This is a genomic window from Maricaulis sp., assembly GCF_030149515.1.
Classification (GTDB): Bacteria; Pseudomonadota; Alphaproteobacteria; order Caulobacterales; family Maricaulaceae; genus Maricaulis.
In genome coordinates, this window is the sequence record NZ_JASBRI010000001.1 from 97,689 (window position 1) to 113,050 (window position 15,362).

Below are 15,362 nucleotides of genomic sequence, written 5' to 3' on the forward strand. Positions count from 1 at the left end.
CGGCGCTCACGCCGCGTCTTCCTTCACGCCCGGCTGATAGTCCAGGATCGGCGCCAGGGTGCGTTCGGCCTCCTCGACGGTCCAGCCCTTGCGGTCCGCATAGTCCTCGACCTGGTCGCGCAGGATCCGGCCCACCGCGAAATAGCAGCTGTCCGGATGCGACAGATAGAGGCCGGACACCGACGAGGCCGGGGTCATGGCAAAGGAGTTGGTGAGGCTCACACCGGCATTGGCTTTCGCATCGAGCAGTTTGAACAGGGTGCGCTTCTCGGTGTGGTCCGGCTGGGATGGATAGCCGGGCGCAGGACGTATCCCGGCATAGGCCTCGCCGATCAGTTCGCGGTTGGACAGGGCCTCGTCCGGCGCATAGCCCCAGTCCTCGCGGCGCACCTGTTCGTGCAGCCATTCGGCGCAGGCCTCGGCGAGACGGTCGGACAGGGCCTTGAACATGATCGAGCTGTAATCGTCCTTCGTCTTTTCGAATTCCGCCAGGAGTTCAACATTGTCGCCGGCCGTTACCGCAAAACCGCCCAGCCAGTCATCAATCCCCTCCGGAGCCAGGAAGTCGAACTGGCAGAAATGCGGCTTGTCGTTCGACTTTGCCGCCTGCTGGCGCAAGCCGTAGAAGGTTGCGAGCACCTCCTTGCGGCTGTCGCCGGTATAGAGCACGGCGTCGTCGCCAACCCGGTTGGCCGGCCAGATGCCGCACACGGCACGCGGTTTGAGCAACCTTTCCTCGACAATGCGCCTGAGCATGGCCTGGGCGTCGTCGAACAGCGCCCTGGCGGCCTCGCCCCGGTTCGGATCCTCGAAAATCGCCGGATAGGAGCCCTTCATCTCCCAGGTGAAGAAGAAGGGGGTCCAGTCGATATATTTCGTCAGGGTTTCAAGATCGGGTTCGAAGGCCTTCACGCCCTGCAATACCGGTTTCGGCGGCGTGTGCGCCGACCAGTCGCAGTCCCAGGCCCTTTCCCGGGCCTTTTCTATGGAAACGCGCGACTTGGCCGAGCGCGCGGCCAGGCGGCGTTCGCGGATCCTGGCCAGGTCCTCGCGCACTTCCCGGGCATAATCGTCGCGCTTGTCGGAAAGGAGTTTGGAGACCACGCCCACGGCCCGGCTGGCATCGAGCACATGCACGACCGGCGCAACGGAAATCGACGGATCGATCTTCACTGCGGTGTGCGCCGGGCTGGTCGTAGCCCCGCCGATCAGCAGCGGGATGTCGACCTTCTGGCGCTCCATCTCGGAGGCGACGAACACCATTTCGTCGAGCGAGGGCGTGATCAGGCCGGACAGGCCGATAATGTCGGCCTTTTCCTTGCGCGCGGTTTCCAGGATTTTCTCGCAGGGCACCATCACGCCCAGGTCGATCACGTCATACCCGTTACACTGAAGGACGACGCCGACGATGTTCTTGCCGATATCGTGCACATCGCCCTTCACCGTAGCCATGACGACCTTGCCGGCGGACGACTGCGCTTCGCCGGCAGCTTCCTTTTCCGCTTCCATGTAGGGGATGAGATGGGCGACGGCCTGTTTCATCACACGCGCCGACTTCACCACCTGCGGCAGGAACATCTTGCCGTCGCCGAAGAGATCGCCGACGACATTCATACCGTCCATCAGCGGACCCTCGATGACATGCAGGGGCCGTTCGAACTCCTGGCGCGCCTCTTCGGTATCCTCGACAATGAACTCGTTGATGCCGTGCACGAGGGCGTGGCGGATGCGTTCGGCCACCGGAGCCTCGCGCCAACGCAGATCGCGTTCCTTGGTCGTGCCGCCGCCCTGGCCGCGATACTGTTCGGCCGCCTCCAGCAGACGGTCGGTGGCATCGTCGCGGCGGTTGAGGATGACATCCTCGACCAGTTCGCGCAGTTCCTCGTCGATATCGTCGTAGATATCGAGCTGACCCGCATTGACGATGCCCATGTCCATCCCCGCCTTGATGGCGTGATAGAGGAAGACCGAGTGCATGGCCCGGCGCACCGGCTCGTTGCCGCGGAAGGAGAAGGAGATGTTCGACAGCCCGCCCGAGACGTGACAGCCGGGCAGGTTTTCGCGGATGCGGCGTGTCGCCTCGATGAAATCGACGGCGTAATTGTTGTGCTCCTCGATCCCGGTCGCCACGGCGAAAATATTCGGGTCGAAGATGATGTCTTCCGGCGGAAAGCCGATCTCGTCGACCAGGATCTTGTAGGCCCGTTCGCAGATCTCGTACTTGCGATCGGCCGTGTCCGCCTGGCCGACCTCGTCGAACGCCATGACGACAACCGCAGCGCCGTAGGCCAGGCAGGTCTGCGCCTGTTCGCGGAACTGGTCCTCGCCTTCCTTCAGGCTGATCGAATTGACGATCGCCTTGCCCTGGACATTCTTCAGACCGGCCTCGATCACTTCCCATTTGGAACTGTCGATCATGACCGGAACGCGCGCCACATCGGGCTCGCCGGCGATCATGCGCAGGAAGGTCGTCATGGCCTCGACACTGTCCAGGAGGCCCTCGTCCATATTGACGTCGATGACCTGGGCGCCATTCTCGACCTGCTGGCGGGCGACGGACACTGCCTCGGCATAATCGCCGTCGGTGATCAGCTTTCGGAACTTCGCCGAGCCAGTCACATTCGTCCGTTCGCCGACATTGACGAAGGTAGGTACGGATACTGTCATGAATTCTGTGCCTTAGGCGGAAAGCTCAAAGGGTTCGAGACCGGATAGCCGCATGGCACGCTCGCGCCTCGCAGGGCGGCGCGGCTTGGCGGACTTCACGGCCTCGGCGATGGCCCGGATATGGTCGGGCGTGGTGCCGCAGCAGCCGCCGAGGATATTGACCAGGCCGTTTTCGGCCCAGTCCGAAACCTGGGCGGCCGTCTCTGCGGGTGTCTCGTCATATTCGCCCATATCGTTGGGCAGGCCCGCATTGGGATAGGTGATGATGCGGGTGTCGGCGACGCGCGCGATCTCGGTGATGTAGGGCCGCATCTCTTCGGCTCCCAGCGCACAATTCAGGCCGACGGCCCAGGGCTTGGCGTGACGCACGGAGTACCAGAAGGCTTCGGCCGTCTGCCCGGACAGGGTGCGGCCGGACCGGTCGGTGATCGTGCCGGAGATCAGGATCGGCCGGTCGATACCCGTAGCGGCCTTCAGATCGAGCAATGCCTTGATCGCGGCCTTGGCATTGAGCGTGTCGAAAATCGTTTCGATCAGGAAGAAGTCGACATGCTCGGCCATTGCTTCCGCCTGCTCGTAATAAGCATTGCGAACCGAGTCGAAATCGATGTCCCTGAAGCCGGGATCGTTGACGTCGGGCGAGATGGAGAGCGTCTTGTTGGTCGGACCGATGGCGCCGGCGACCCCGCGCGGACTGCCGGTCTCGGCCTCGACCTCGTCGGCGGCGGCCCGCGCCAGCCGCGCCCCTTCCCGGGCGATTTCGGGCGCCAGATCCTGCATTTCATAATCGGCCTGGGCAATCGAAGTGGCGGAAAACGTGTTCGTCTCCACGATATCCGACCCGGCCTCGAAATAGGCCTTGTGGATTGCCTTGACAGCCTCCGGACTGGTCAGGTTGAGGATGTCGTTATTGCCCTTGATGGCCACCTGCCACTCGGCAAAGCGCTCGCCGCGATATCCGTCCTCGTCGAGCTTGAGATCCTGGATCTGGGTACCCATGGCACCGTCAAGGATGAGCACACGCTCCCTGGCCAGGGTTCCGAGTTTTTCGATGCGTCCGGATTGGGTCATTATGCCACTCCTTCCGCCACCGGCTGCTCGGCCTTCACGCCGAGGAGCTGGCATGTGGACAGTGCGAGCTCGGCCCGGTTGAGCGTATAGAAGTGGAAGTATTCGGCACCGCCCGCCTGCAGCTGGCTGCAGAGTTTCGCTGCGATGTGGGCCGTCACCAGCTGGCGCGTACTCGCATCGTCTTCAAGCCCTTCATAGGCCTCGTGAAGCCATGCGGGCAGGTTGGCACCGCACAGCCCGGCCATGCGCTTGAGACCCTTGAAATTGGGCTGCAGCATGATCCCGGGCACGATGGGTATCGTGATACCGGCCCGCTCGGCCCGCTCGCGATAGCGGAAATACACGTCAGGATCGAAGAAAAACTGGGTGATCGCGCGTGTCGCGCCGTTGTCGATCTTCTGTTTGAGAAGGTCGAGATCATAGTCGAAATCGGGGCTTTCCGGATGCTTTTCCGGATAGCAGCCCACGGATATCTCGAAATCTCCGACCTTGCGGATGCCCGACGCCAGTTCGGCCGCGTTGGCATACCCGCCCGGATGGGGCACGTATGTTTCGCCGATACCGTCAGGCGGATCGCCACGCAGGGCCACAATGTGGCGGATGCCTGCCTCCCAATAGTCCTTGATTACACCATCGATCTCTTCGCGCGTGGCCGACACGCACGTCAGGTGGGCGGCCGGACGGATACCGGTCTCCTGCACGATACGGCGCACCGTGCGGTGCGTCCGGTCCCGCGTCGACCCGCCCGCGCCATACGTCACCGAGACGAAATCGGGCGAGAGCGGCTCCAGCCGGGATATCGATTCCCAGAGCGTTTCCTCCATTGCCTCGGTCTTGGGCGGGAAGAATTCGAAGGAAACATTCAAGCCGCCACGCGGCTGTATCGGACTTCCATCGGCACTCATGAGACACCTTCAATTTGCCCCGCAACCAGGCGGGGCGTGTGAAACGGGTATGTCCTTACTCCATGCCACATAAACATGGAGACATAAAGATATCTTTATGTGAGCCGGATGGCTAGAGGCCATGATGTTGGCGGTCCCGGCAATCGCAGCGGCCGCACCAAGAGGCTTGCATCCCGCCGCCGTATCTGTTCTATCCGCCATATAAAGTGATCTTTATATGAGGATATGCGCAGTGAGCAGACCGTCCTACATCTTCACCTCCGAGAGTGTCTCAGAAGGCCATCCGGACAAGGTGTGCGACCGTGTTTCGGATACGATCGTCGACCTCTTCCTGTCCAAGGACCCGGAAGCCCGCGTGGCATGCGAGACCCTGACCACCACGAACCAGATCGTGCTGGCCGGCGAAGTCCGGTGCGCCGCCGAGATCGACAATGACGAGATCGAGCAGGCTGCACGCGAAGCCGTGCGCGATATCGGCTACGAGCAGGATGGTTTTCACTGGAAGAATTCCAACTTCCAGAATTTCCTGCACGAACAGTCGGCCCACATTGCCCAGGGCGTCGATGCCGGTGACGACAAGGACGAGGGTGCCGGCGACCAGGGCATCATGTTCGGCTATGCCTCCGACGAGACGCCGGAGCTCATGCCGGCACCGATCCTGTATTCGCACAAGATTCTCAAGCGCATGGCCGAACTCCGCAAGAACGGCCAGCGTCCCGAGTTCGAGCCCGACGCCAAGTCCCAGGTGACGATGCGCTACGAGAACGGCGTGCCGGCCGGCGTGACATCGGTCGTCGTTTCCACCCAGCACAAGGACGGCATCTCGCAAGACCAGATCCGCGAACTCGTGCGTCCGGTGGTGCAAGACGTGCTGCCCGAGGGCTGGCTGCCGCCGGAAGACGAGTTCTACGTCAATCCGACGGGCACCTTCGTGATCGGCGGCCCGGACGGCGATGCCGGCCTGACCGGCCGCAAGATCATCGTCGACACCTATGGCGGTGCGGCACCGCACGGCGGCGGCGCCTTCTCCGGCAAGGACCCGACGAAGGTCGACCGTTCGGCCGCCTATGCCTGCCGCTATCTGGCCAAGAATGTCGTCGCGGCCGGCCTGGCCAAGCGCTGCACGATCCAGGTCTCCTACGCCATCGGCATCTCCAAACCTCTGTCGCTCTATGTGGATTGCCACGGCACCAACGAGGTCGACGAGGTCAAACTGGAGGATGCGCTGCGCCAGCTGGTCAATCTTTCGCCGCGCGGCATCCGTACCCATCTCCAGCTCAACCGGCCGATCTATGCGCGCACGGCCGCCTACGGGCATTTCGGCCGCAAGCCGGACAATGAGGGCGGCTTCTCCTGGGAGAAGACCGACATTGCCGACGAACTGCGCGGGCTCGCCTAAGCCGCGCCAAAGCGATAAGAGGGGCCGGTCTGCATCGCGCGCCGGCCCCGACCGTCCCGGCGCTCAAAGCGAAGCGCCCCGATTGAAACCCGAACCACAAAGGACCTTGAGGTCATGACTGCTGTTGCGGAAAAAACCCAGTTCGCCGCTGACAATCCCCACGTCATCAAGGACATCTCGCTGGCCAAATGGGGCCGGACCGAGATCGAGATGGCCGAGATCGAAATGCCGGGCCTGATGGCCCTGCGCGAGGAATACAAGGCATCGCAACCGCTCAAGGACGCGCGCATTGCCGGCTCGCTGCACATGACCATCCAGACCGCGGTGCTGATCGAGACCCTCGTCGAGCTTGGCGCGGAAGTGCGCTGGGCCTCGTGCAATATCTTCTCGACCCAGGACCATGCCGCGGCCGCCATTGCCGACCGGCAGATCCCGGTCTTCGCCTACAAGGGCGAGACGCTCGAGGAATATTGGGACTATGCCGACGCCATCTTCCATTGGCCCGACGGCGAAACCGCCAACATGATCCTGGACGATGGCGGCGACGCCACGATGTATCTGATCCTCGGCGAGAAGGCCGAGGCCGACCCGTCCGTTCTGGCGCATCCCAAGTCGGAAGAGGAAACCGCGCTCTTCGCCCAGATCAAGAAGCGCTTTGAAGCAAGCCCGGGCTGGTTCACCAAGGCCAAGACAGCCATCAAGGGCGTCTCCGAGGAGACGACCACCGGCGTCATGCGCCTCTATCAGATGGCCAAGCGCGGCGAGCTGCCCTTCCCGGCCATCAACGTCAATGACAGCGTCACCAAGTCGAAATTCGACAACCGCTATGGCTGCCGCGAAAGCCTGGTCGACGCCATCCGCCGCGGCACCGACGTGATGATGGCGGGCAAGAAGGCCGTCGTCTGCGGCTATGGCGATGTCGGCAAGGGTTCGGCGGAATCGCTGCGCGGTGCCGGTGCCCGGGTCTATGTCACCGAGATCGACCCGATCTGCGCCCTGCAGGCCTGCATGGATGGCTTCGAAGTTGTCCGCCTGGACGACGTAATTGGCCAGATGGACATCTTTGTGACCGCCACAGGCAACAAGGATATCATCACCGTCGACCACATGCGCGCCATGAAGGACATGGCGATCGTCTGCAATATCGGCCACTTCGACAACGAGATTCAGGTCGAAAGCCTCAAGAATTTCAACTGGACGAACGTGAAGCCCCAGGTCGACCTGGTCGAATTCCCCGACGGCAACCGCATCATTCTCCTGTCGGAAGGCCGTCTGGTGAACCTGGGCAACGCCACGGGCCACCCCTCCTTCGTGATGTCCTCCTCCTTCACCAACCAGACGCTCGCCCAGATCGAGCTCTGGACGAAGGGCGAGCAGTACAAGAACGAGGTCTATATCCTGCCCAAGCATCTCGACGAGAAGGTCGCCCGCCTGCACCTGCCCAAGCTGGGCGCCCAGCTGACCGAGCTGACGGGCGATCAGGCCGACTATATCGGCGTGCCGCAGGAAGGCCCGTTCAAGGCCGAGCATTATCGCTACTAGGCCCGGCCGGCTTGGAAAACCTGGAGAAGCGCCCTGTTCCGGCAGGGCGCTTTTTCTTTACGCGGCGTAGGCCCGGATCCACTCCAGCGCACCATCCAGGCTCGGGAAATACTCAACCCTCAGGCCGGAGGAATGCGCCACCGTCGTCACGATCATCGACACGGTCTGCTGATCGGCCTCACGGGCCACAAAGGCCAGGCGCGTACCGGGTTTGAGATCCCGGGTCAGCGCCTCAACATTCTCGATAATGTCGACGGGCGTGGCCTCGATCTGCGCATCGAGAATATCGATAACCGCTCCTGCGGCCCCCTCGGCATTGGCCACGGTTTTCAGCTCGACGCGCGAAGCACGGATCTCCGGCTCGTCGACCGGTCCCTCATGGGCCAGGATCGCCGCGAGATGGGTCGCATCGTATCGAACCGAAAACGTCATGTCCGCCCTCCTGCGCCGCTTTCCGGCTTGTCCGTCCCGAACAAGTGAAACCCGCTGTCCGTGACCAAGGCGTCAAGTGGTTGATCGTGATCGTCGAATGGCACGCTGTCCAGTCGTTGTTCGGAAAAGGCCAATCCGACCGCGCGAACCGGCGCCAGGGTCCGCAGACGGTCCAGGGTTCGATCATAATAGCCCTTTCCGAAACCGATCCGCATGCCGTGCCTGTCGACGCCGAGCAGCGGGACCAGAACCAGATCGGGATGCCGGGCCGGTGCTTCGCCGGTGGGCTCCTCGACGCCGAAAGCGGCCCGTTGCAGCGGATCGCCGGGCGACCAGGCGCGAAACAGGAGAGGACCGTCCTGAGCCTGCGTGACCGGAAGCGCCAGTTCGGCACCGCGCGAGGCCAAATGGCGCATCAGCGGTTCCGGATCGATCTCGCCAGGCAATGCCCGGTAGCCGGCGACTACACATCCGGCCGGAAGGGCCCAGGCTTCAGGCCAGTGTTCAACAAGAGCGGCGCCTGCATCGGGCCGGGCCGCAGAGACGTCCATCCGCAGCGCGAGGAGGCGGCGCCGAAGCGCGGCCTTTGGATCGTCAGCGGACATGGTGTGGCGGCTCCGCTTGCGCCGTCGGCGCGTGTGTATCCCCACTGACCCGACAATTCAGGTGGGCACCGCGTGAAAGAGACCACGGTCCCGAACAGAGGCAGTTCCCTCGTGGAGATGTACGGTCGGCGGGATCAACGCCCCAGTCGCACGCAGCAGACGACCGCCACGCCTCTATGTGGCGTCTAATCGGCACGGGCTCAAGCGCGCGCTTCTGCAAAGAGCGTGTCGGCTGCCTGGTCCTCACCATCTCCGCCTTCGGGTGGAAGGTCGTCCAGACTCGTTGCGAACGCTTCCAGACGCTCGGCGATGCCGATCAGGTGCGCGGCAATCCGCTCCCGTTCCTCGGCCTGCAGGCTCGCCGCGCCATGGCGCTCGTTGCGCAGGCGATCGACATGGGACTCCAGCGCTTCCACGCGGCGCTCCGCATCCTTCTGTTCGTCCACCAGCATGAGCGAGGCCATGAGCAGAAGGCGCAGATCGCCGATCTGTCCGACCTGGCCGGCAATCGAGGAGACGCGCGCGTCCAGCGTGCGCGCCAGATCCTTGAGATAGGCTTCCTGGCCGTCTTCGCAGCCAATGGTGAATTCGCGGCCATTGAGCGTGACTGTGACCCTGGACATGCCGCCTCACTCCTCGCCTACTATGGCGCGTAACTCGCCAATAGCGCGGTCCAGCGCATCGGACGCTTCCTGTGCGGCGTCCTGCAAGGCAGCCTCGCGCCCACGGGCAACGTCCAGGGCCTCGGCCAGCCGCGCCCGGTCGTCGTCGGCATTGCGAGACTGGTCGGCCTCCGCCTCGGCCCGCTCGACACGGGCCCGCATGCGGCCGGCCACGCGTTCGACGCGAGCCATCGCGCCGTCAAGCCTGGCAACGGCTGCATCAATGGGACTGTCGGGCACTTCGGGACGCACGTTCATACGCCCAGAATCGGCTGCGTCGGCCAAAAGTTCAAGTGCAACGTCAACTTCTTCTCCGGAGCGGCTGACTCATGGCGACATTGAACACTTTGCAGATGGCCAAATTGAGTCCGTCCGGATCCCAGCTCAGTCACAGCAATCCCGCCTGCTCCTCAATTGACCTGACGGGCGTAGCAGGCCAAACAACCGCATCGAGCAGATCCATCGCAAATCACGGACAGTCCATGATCAGCCTGCCGGATTGGGCCTTCTACCCCCTCGCCTCCCTCATTGCCGGCGGCATGATTGCCGGCGCTCTCAGCTTTGGCGACGTAACGCACCGGGCCCCGGAAGAGATCCGTGCCGAAGGCCTGGCCTATGAGGGCGACAGCCTGAACGCGATCACGACCGGAAACGGACTGACGGCCGAACTGCTCACCGAGGGCGACACGACATTCCTGCGGGTCAGCGCGGTGCGCGGGCCGCTGGACGGCATTCAGTCGGCCGGCGCCTTCTTCACGCTGTCCCCGGACGAGTTGTCGGCGCTCGAAGGCCACCGGGTCCGCTTCACCTTCCGCGTCAGGCAGGCCGCGCCGGCGCCTGCCGACGGCGTTCGCTTCAACTTCTTTGTCCCGAATGTCGGGCAGGACTCCTGGCAGCGCCACACGGTTTCGGACGAGTACGGCGAAATCATCTTCGATCTTTCGCCCCAGAGCTGCGACTGGGCACACGGCTATATCGGCATCTGGCCGGACTGGGACAATGACCGGAATGCAGTCGACATTGCACGCGTAACGCTTACCGCGCTCGAGCCTCTCGAGTGCTAGCCTGCCCGTCCGGGTATGGCCGGATATCCGGGGACCGGGAGAGCAGCCGCAGCGGATTCCATGCCATGGCCGCCGCAATCCGCGATGGCGGTATCCGCGCCGATTGCTGCAGAAGGCGCCGAGACCGCGCCATTTCAGGCCATGCCGCCCATGCGTCGCGGAGCGCGCGGCCGAAAAGTGTGAACTGGCCAAAGCGCGCCGCTGAGAGCCATAGCGCGAGTACCGTTGCAACATGCAGCGGCGACAGCACGGCGAGCAGCCAGCCCGGCGTATTCTTGAAGAATACCCATTCCCGATTGCGCACACCGTAGTAAGTGGCGAATTCCGACCGGCGGCCGGACGATGCATAGCCGGCATGATCGACCGCCGCACCGGACAGCTGGATGGCCCGGTGGCCGAGGAGCCGGGCCCGGTAAGCCAGATCGACATCCTCATTGTAGCAGAAGAAGCGCTCGTCGAAGCCATCGAGCATGTCGAACACATCCTTCCGGATCAGCGCCGCGGCGGCGCACGGACCGAAGACCTCGCCCTCTGGCGGCAGCATCGATGCCGGCCTGAGATAACCGGCCCGGTAAGCCAGTCCTGTCGCGTGATAGACATCCCCGGCGCCGTCGAGCAGGTCGGGCCTTTCCGCGGAATATTGTGTCGAGCCGAACAGGGCGATGCCGGGATAACGCCCGGTCGCCTCGCAGAGCTGCTCGATCCAGTCCGGACGGGCATAGGCGTCGGGGTTGAGCAGGGCCAGCCACCGGCCCGTTGCAAGCCTTGCCAGCCGGTTGTTCCCGCCTGCAAAGCCCAGATTTTCATCGCTTTCGACCATATGCACCCAGTCGGGTACATCGGATACCGAGACCCGCTCGGCCGCTGGAGACCCGTTCTCCAGCAACAGAACTTCGCGGGGTTTGACGGTTTGTGCGGCGAGCGCATCGAGACAGCGTCCGATCGTGTCCCGGCTGCGATAGGCGACAATCAGAACTGAGATATCCGACGTATGCGGCATTGCTTTTCCCATCCGGCCGCGGTTCAGCCGATCGATGCCCCCTTGCCCGCCTACCGCACTTCCGGTGGCCGGACTGCCCGGGGCGAGGTCATTCGGGCTTGGCGGCACTATCCAATTCACCTATGCCGGTGGCTGCAGGGCACAGCCGCTCTGCGGCCGGCCCAGCTAGTGACGAGTCTCTACCCATGTCCCGCCTTGACGACAAGAATTCGGTTGCGTTCGAACTTGCCCGCATCTGCAGCCTGGCCGCCGTGAAGATCATGACGGTCTACAATTCCGATTTCGACGCTCGCGGCAAGAGCGACCGGTCGCCGGTAACAGACGCCGACGAATTGGCCGAAGACGTGATCCTGGCAGAACTCGACGCGGCCTTTCCCGGCGTTCCGGTCCTCGCCGAAGAGAGTTTCGAGGCGGGCATGAGACCGTCGACCCAGGGCGCCTTCTTTCTTGTCGACCCGGTCGATGGCACGAAGGAGTTCATCAACAAGAACGGCGAGTTCACCGTCAACATCGCATTGGTGGAGAACCGCCGGCCAACGGCTGGGTGTGTTTTCGCGCCCGCGCGCGAACGCATTTTCCTGGGCGGCCGTGACGCCTGGGCCGGAAAGCTCGAGGCGGGCGAACCGGTATCCGCCGACACGCTGGAGCGCATCACCACACGGCCGCGGCCGGCAGAAGGCCTGGCCGCGGTCATGAGCCGCTCGCATGTCGACGAGCAGACCCTGGCCTTTGCCGAAGCCCAGGGCGTCGCGAATACCGTGTCGGCGGGATCGTCCCTTAAATTCTGCCTCGTTGCGGAAGGCAGTGCCGATGTCTATCCGCGCTTCGGACCCACGAAGGAATGGGATACGGGCGCCGGACATGCCGTCCTGAACGCGGCCGGCGGCAGCGTTCTCACGCCCGATGGCGGGGAATTCCTGTATGCCAAACAGGCAGCCGATTATCTCAACGGCCCCTTCATCGCCTGGGGACGCCCGGCCTGACCGGCCAGTCTCAAAAATCGCGCGCGTCCCGACGAAGTCAGCCCAGACGGCCCATTTCCCGCAGTTTCGCAATCACCTGGTCTGCGGCCTCCTCGGCGGAAACGGTCGTGGTGTCGATATGGATTTCGGCATTTTCCGGCCGCTCATACGGGCTGTCGAACCCGGTGAAGTTCTTGATCTCGCCGGCCTGTGCCTTCTTGTAGAGACCTTTCGGGTCCCGCTGGATGCACACCTCGATCGGGGCATCGACGAAGACCTCGATAAACTCGCCGTCTTCGACGAGCTCGCGCACCATCTGCCGCTCTGAGCGGAAGGGCGAGATGAAGGAGCAGGTGACGAGAAGACCGGCATCCACGAAGAGCCTACCGACTTCGCCGATACGGCGAATATTCTCCACCCGGTCGACATCGGTAAAGCCGAGATCGCGATTGAGACCATGGCGAATATTGTCCCCATCGAGCGAGTAGGTGTGATGCCCCGCTGCCGCCAGCTTGCGCTCGACTGCATTGGCCACAGTTGACTTGCCGGCACCGGAAAGGCCCGTGAACCAGAGAATGGCGGGCTTCTGGCCCTTGATCACGGACCGGGCGTCCTTGGTCACGTCCATGGCATGCTGATGGATGTTCGACGCCCGGCGCAGGCCGAACTCGATCATGCCCGCGCCCACCGTCTGGTTGGAAAAGCGGTCCACCAGGATGAAGGCTCCCATGTCGCGGATCGACTGGTAAGGGTCGAAAGCGATGGGCCGTGCGGTCGAGACATTGCACATGCCGATGCCGTTCATTTCCAGCTTGCGGCTCGGCTTCTTCTCATATGTGTTCACGTCGATCCGGTGTTTCAGCGCAGATACCGTCGCCGGCGTGGTCGCCGTTCCGATTTTCAGCAGATAGGACCGGCCCGGAAGCAGGTCTTCGCCGGACATCCACAACACCTCGGCGGCGAACTGGTCGGTCACTTCCGGACGCGCGTCAGCTGCAGCGAGAACATCGCCCCGCGACACATCGATTTCGTGATTGAGCACCAGGGTGACGGCATCGCCGGCCACCGCCTGTTCGAGATCGCCATCGGCCGAAACGATCCGGTCCACATTCGCGCCAACGCCGGAATGGGCCACAACAATGGCATCGCCGGGCCGAATCGTGCCCGACACTATGGTGCCGGAATAGCCGCGGAAATTCAGATTGGGACGATTGACCCACTGGACCGGCATCCGGAAGGGCTCGTTCTGGATCTCCGTATCGATGTCCAGGTCTTCCAGATATTCGATCAGGGTCGGCCCGTCATACCAGGCCATCGCCTCGGAACGCCTGGTGACATTGTCACCATAGCGCGCCGACATCGGGATCGGCGTGATAGTCTCGAAGCCGAGATCGTCCGCGCTCTTGAGGTATTCCGCAACAATTTCATGGAAACGGCCGCGGCTGTGATCGGCCAGGTCCATCTTGTTGACCGCCAGCACGATATGCCGGATGCCCATCATCCTGGCGATATAGGTGTGGCGCAGCGTCTGGACGAGGACGCCCTTGCGCGCATCGATCATCATGACCGCAGCATCCGCGGTCGAGGCACCGGTCGCCATGTTGCGGGTATACTGTTCGTGGCCGGGAGTATCGGCCACGACAAATTTCCGCTTCTCCGTTGCGAAGAAGCGGTAGGCCACATCGATTGTGATGCCCTGTTCGCGCTCGGCTTCCAAGCCATCGAGAAGAAGCGCGAAATCGATTTCGTCGCCGGTGGTGCCGTGCTTGCGGCTGTCCTTTTCAAGAACGTTGATCTGGTCTTCGAACAGAAGTTTGGAATCGTAAAGCAGGCGGCCGATCAGGGTCGATTTTCCGTCGTCGACGGATCCGCAAGTCAGAAAGCGCAGGACGCCGCGCTGCCCGGAATGGGTGAGGCGTTCGATGACTTCGGCGCGGGTGGTCTGAACATTCATTAGAAATAGCCCTCGCGCTTTTTCTTCTCCATCGACCCGGCTTCGTCATGGTCGATGAGACGGCCGGAACGCTCGGAAGTCCGCGCTGTCAGCATCTCCAGAACAATCTCCTCAAGGGATTGCGCGCTGGATTCGATCGCGCCGGTGAGCGGGTAGCAACCGAGCGTCCTGAAGCGCACCATCTTCAGCTCCGGCGTCTCGCCATTCTTCAGGGGCAGGCGTTCATCGTCGACCATGATCAGCTGGCCGTCGCGCTCCACGACCGGGCGGCGGGCCGCGAAATACAGGGGCACAATCGGAATGTCCTCTTCGAGGATGTACTGCCAGATATCCAGCTCGGTCCAGTTCGACAGCGGAAAGACCCGGATCGATTCGCCCTTGCGGATCTTGGTGTTGTAGTTGCGCCAGAGTTCGGGACGCTGGTTCTTCGGATCCCAGCTGTGATTGCTGTCCCGGAAGGAGAATATGCGTTCCTTGGCGCGAGATTTCTCTTCGTCGCGCCGCGCACCGCCAAAGGCCGCATCATAGCCGTGCCGCGTCATCGCGTTGCGCAGGGCCTCGGTCTTCATGATCTGGGTGTGCACTTGCGAGCCGTGGTCGAAGGGATTGATACCCTTGGCCCGGCCTTCCTCATTGATCTCGACCCGCACCTCCAGGCCAAGCTCCTTGGCGATGGCATCGCGGAACGCAATCATGTCCCTGAACTTGAATGTCGAGTCGACATGCTGGAGCGGAAAGGGCGGACGCGAGGGGTAGAAGGCCTTCAGCGCCAGATGCAGCATGACGGCACTGTCCTTGCCGATCGAATAGAGCATGACCGGATTAGAGAATTCGGCCGCCACCTCGCGCATGATATGCATGCTCTCGGCCTCGAGCGTTTTGAGGTGCGCCGACAGCGGACGCTCGCGCGTGCCGGCTTGCGTCGATCTAAACCGCTCCGCGTACGAACGCACGGTTTGCGCTATACCACCCATGTCATCCCCGGTGCTATCGGTGTCCAGCCCCCCGACACCGGGAAGCTTTCCCCGACGCATTTAGGATAGACGGACGCAGAAAACCACCCGGGCGTTACCGCATCTTGTGCACCCGCACATCAGCG

14 protein-coding genes are annotated in these 15,362 nt (G+C 62.9%); 4 read left to right on the forward strand and 10 right to left on the reverse strand.

Annotated features, from left to right (window positions below; translation table 11 throughout):
• Positions 1 to 6: 6 nt before the first annotated feature.
• Genes metH through metF form a run of 3 tightly spaced genes read right to left on the reverse strand, consistent with a single transcriptional unit; the run spans position 7 to position 4,643 of the window.
• A complete protein-coding gene (gene metH, locus Q1U94_RS00515) occupies positions 7 to 2,667 on the reverse strand; it encodes a methionine synthase (protein WP_300540794.1) in 2,661 nt (886 codons plus the stop codon).
• Positions 2,668 to 2,679: 12 nt separating this feature from the next.
• On the reverse strand, positions 2,680 to 3,738 hold the full coding sequence (locus Q1U94_RS00520; RefSeq protein ID WP_300540797.1) for a homocysteine S-methyltransferase family protein: 1,059 nt from the start codon (positions 3,736 to 3,738) through the stop codon (positions 2,680 to 2,682).
• Positions 3,738 to 4,643, reverse strand: a complete 906-nt coding sequence (gene metF / locus Q1U94_RS00525) for a methylenetetrahydrofolate reductase [NAD(P)H] (RefSeq protein ID WP_300540799.1) — start codon at positions 4,641 to 4,643, stop codon at positions 3,738 to 3,740. Before metF ends, Q1U94_RS00520 begins: the two co-directional genes overlap by 1 nt.
• A 232-nt stretch (positions 4,644 to 4,875) precedes the next feature.
• On the opposite strand from metF, the gene metK reads away from it, so the two are divergent.
• Both metK and ahcY read left to right on the forward strand, forming a co-directional pair.
• Entirely contained in the window at positions 4,876 to 6,042 is a 1,167-nt protein-coding gene (metK, locus tag Q1U94_RS00530) for a methionine adenosyltransferase (RefSeq protein WP_300540802.1), read from the forward strand.
• Positions 6,043 to 6,156: 114 nt separating this feature from the next.
• Positions 6,157 to 7,584 carry an adenosylhomocysteinase gene (gene ahcY / locus Q1U94_RS00535; protein ID WP_300540805.1) on the forward strand — a complete coding sequence of 476 codons (1,428 nt, stop codon included), beginning with the start codon at positions 6,157 to 6,159 and terminating at the stop codon, positions 7,582 to 7,584.
• Positions 7,585 to 7,641: 57 nt separating this feature from the next.
• Here ahcY and Q1U94_RS00540 read toward each other — a convergent pair whose 3' ends face one another.
• From Q1U94_RS00540 to Q1U94_RS00555, 4 genes are all read right to left on the reverse strand, one after another.
• On the reverse strand, positions 7,642 to 8,016 hold the full coding sequence (locus Q1U94_RS00540; protein ID WP_300540808.1) for a hypothetical protein: 375 nt from the start codon (positions 8,014 to 8,016) through the stop codon (positions 7,642 to 7,644).
• On the reverse strand, positions 8,013 to 8,621 hold the full coding sequence (locus Q1U94_RS00545) for a 5-formyltetrahydrofolate cyclo-ligase (protein ID WP_300540810.1): 609 nt from the start codon (positions 8,619 to 8,621) through the stop codon (positions 8,013 to 8,015). The genes Q1U94_RS00540 and Q1U94_RS00545 overlap by 4 nt, the downstream gene beginning before the upstream one ends.
• A 200-nt stretch (positions 8,622 to 8,821) precedes the next feature.
• Positions 8,822 to 9,244: a cell division protein ZapA gene (gene zapA / locus Q1U94_RS00550; RefSeq protein ID WP_300540813.1), complete on the reverse strand. Its 423-nt coding sequence runs from the start codon at positions 9,242 to 9,244 to the stop codon at positions 8,822 to 8,824.
• Between the two features lie 6 nt (positions 9,245 to 9,250).
• On the reverse strand, positions 9,251 to 9,541 hold the full coding sequence (locus Q1U94_RS00555; RefSeq protein ID WP_300540816.1) for a DUF4164 family protein: 291 nt from the start codon (positions 9,539 to 9,541) through the stop codon (positions 9,251 to 9,253).
• A gap of 224 nt (positions 9,542 to 9,765) precedes the next feature.
• Here Q1U94_RS00555 and Q1U94_RS00560 point away from each other — a divergent pair, with 224 nt between their 5' ends.
• Complete coding sequence (locus tag Q1U94_RS00560) at positions 9,766 to 10,347, forward strand: hypothetical protein (protein ID WP_300540819.1); 582 nt, start codon at positions 9,766 to 9,768, stop codon at positions 10,345 to 10,347.
• Here the strand turns inward: Q1U94_RS00560 and Q1U94_RS00565 are convergent.
• Complete coding sequence (locus Q1U94_RS00565) at positions 10,319 to 11,347, reverse strand: glycosyltransferase family 2 protein (RefSeq protein ID WP_300540822.1); 1,029 nt, start codon at positions 11,345 to 11,347, stop codon at positions 10,319 to 10,321. The genes Q1U94_RS00560 and Q1U94_RS00565 overlap by 29 nt on opposite strands.
• A 185-nt stretch (positions 11,348 to 11,532) precedes the next feature.
• On the opposite strand from Q1U94_RS00565, the gene cysQ reads away from it, so the two are divergent.
• Positions 11,533 to 12,330, forward strand: a complete 798-nt coding sequence (gene cysQ / locus Q1U94_RS00570) for a 3'(2'),5'-bisphosphate nucleotidase CysQ (RefSeq protein ID WP_300540825.1) — start codon at positions 11,533 to 11,535, stop codon at positions 12,328 to 12,330.
• 37 nt (positions 12,331 to 12,367) lie between these two features.
• Here the strand turns inward: cysQ and cysN are convergent, their stop codons facing one another.
• Both cysN and cysD read right to left on the reverse strand, forming a co-directional pair.
• The gene (gene cysN / locus Q1U94_RS00575; RefSeq protein ID WP_300540828.1) at positions 12,368 to 14,263 is read right to left on the reverse strand and encodes a sulfate adenylyltransferase subunit CysN; all 1,896 of its coding nucleotides are present in this window, start codon (positions 14,261 to 14,263) and stop codon (positions 12,368 to 12,370) included.
• Complete coding sequence (gene cysD / locus Q1U94_RS00580; protein WP_366917235.1) at positions 14,263 to 15,237, reverse strand: sulfate adenylyltransferase subunit CysD; 975 nt, start codon at positions 15,235 to 15,237, stop codon at positions 14,263 to 14,265. Before cysD ends, cysN begins: the two co-directional genes overlap by 1 nt.
• Positions 15,238 to 15,362 lie beyond the last annotated feature (125 nt).

What these genes read in the sequence shown, in the direction of transcription:
- metF (WP_300540799.1), bottom strand. Translation starts at nt 4,643, where the DNA reads ATGAGTGCCGATGGAAGTCCGATACAGCCGCGTGGCGGCTTGAATGTT.
- Q1U94_RS00545 (WP_300540810.1), bottom strand. Translation starts at nt 8,621, where the DNA reads ATGTCCGCTGACGATCCAAAGGCCGCGCTTCGGCGCCGCCTCCTCGCG.
- Q1U94_RS00540 (WP_300540808.1), bottom strand. Translation starts at nt 8,016, where the DNA reads ATGACGTTTTCGGTTCGATACGATGCGACCCATCTCGCGGCGATCCTG.
- Q1U94_RS00520 (WP_300540797.1), bottom strand. Translation starts at nt 3,738, where the DNA reads ATGACCCAATCCGGACGCATCGAAAAACTCGGAACCCTGGCCAGGGAG.
- ahcY (WP_300540805.1), top strand. Translation starts at nt 6,157, where the DNA reads ATGACTGCTGTTGCGGAAAAAACCCAGTTCGCCGCTGACAATCCCCAC.
- Q1U94_RS00555 (WP_300540816.1), bottom strand. Translation starts at nt 9,541, where the DNA reads ATGAACGTGCGTCCCGAAGTGCCCGACAGTCCCATTGATGCAGCCGTT.
- cysN (WP_300540828.1), bottom strand. Translation starts at nt 14,263, where the DNA reads ATGAATGTTCAGACCACCCGCGCCGAAGTCATCGAACGCCTCACCCAT.
- cysD (WP_366917235.1), bottom strand. Translation starts at nt 15,237, where the DNA reads ATGGGTGGTATAGCGCAAACCGTGCGTTCGTACGCGGAGCGGTTTAGA.
- zapA (WP_300540813.1), bottom strand. Translation starts at nt 9,244, where the DNA reads ATGTCCAGGGTCACAGTCACGCTCAATGGCCGCGAATTCACCATTGGC.
- Q1U94_RS00560 (WP_300540819.1), top strand. Translation starts at nt 9,766, where the DNA reads ATGATCAGCCTGCCGGATTGGGCCTTCTACCCCCTCGCCTCCCTCATT.
- Q1U94_RS00565 (WP_300540822.1), bottom strand. Translation starts at nt 11,347, where the DNA reads ATGCCGCATACGTCGGATATCTCAGTTCTGATTGTCGCCTATCGCAGC.
- metH (WP_300540794.1), bottom strand. Translation starts at nt 2,667, where the DNA reads ATGACAGTATCCGTACCTACCTTCGTCAATGTCGGCGAACGGACGAAT.
- cysQ (WP_300540825.1), top strand. Translation starts at nt 11,533, where the DNA reads ATGTCCCGCCTTGACGACAAGAATTCGGTTGCGTTCGAACTTGCCCGC.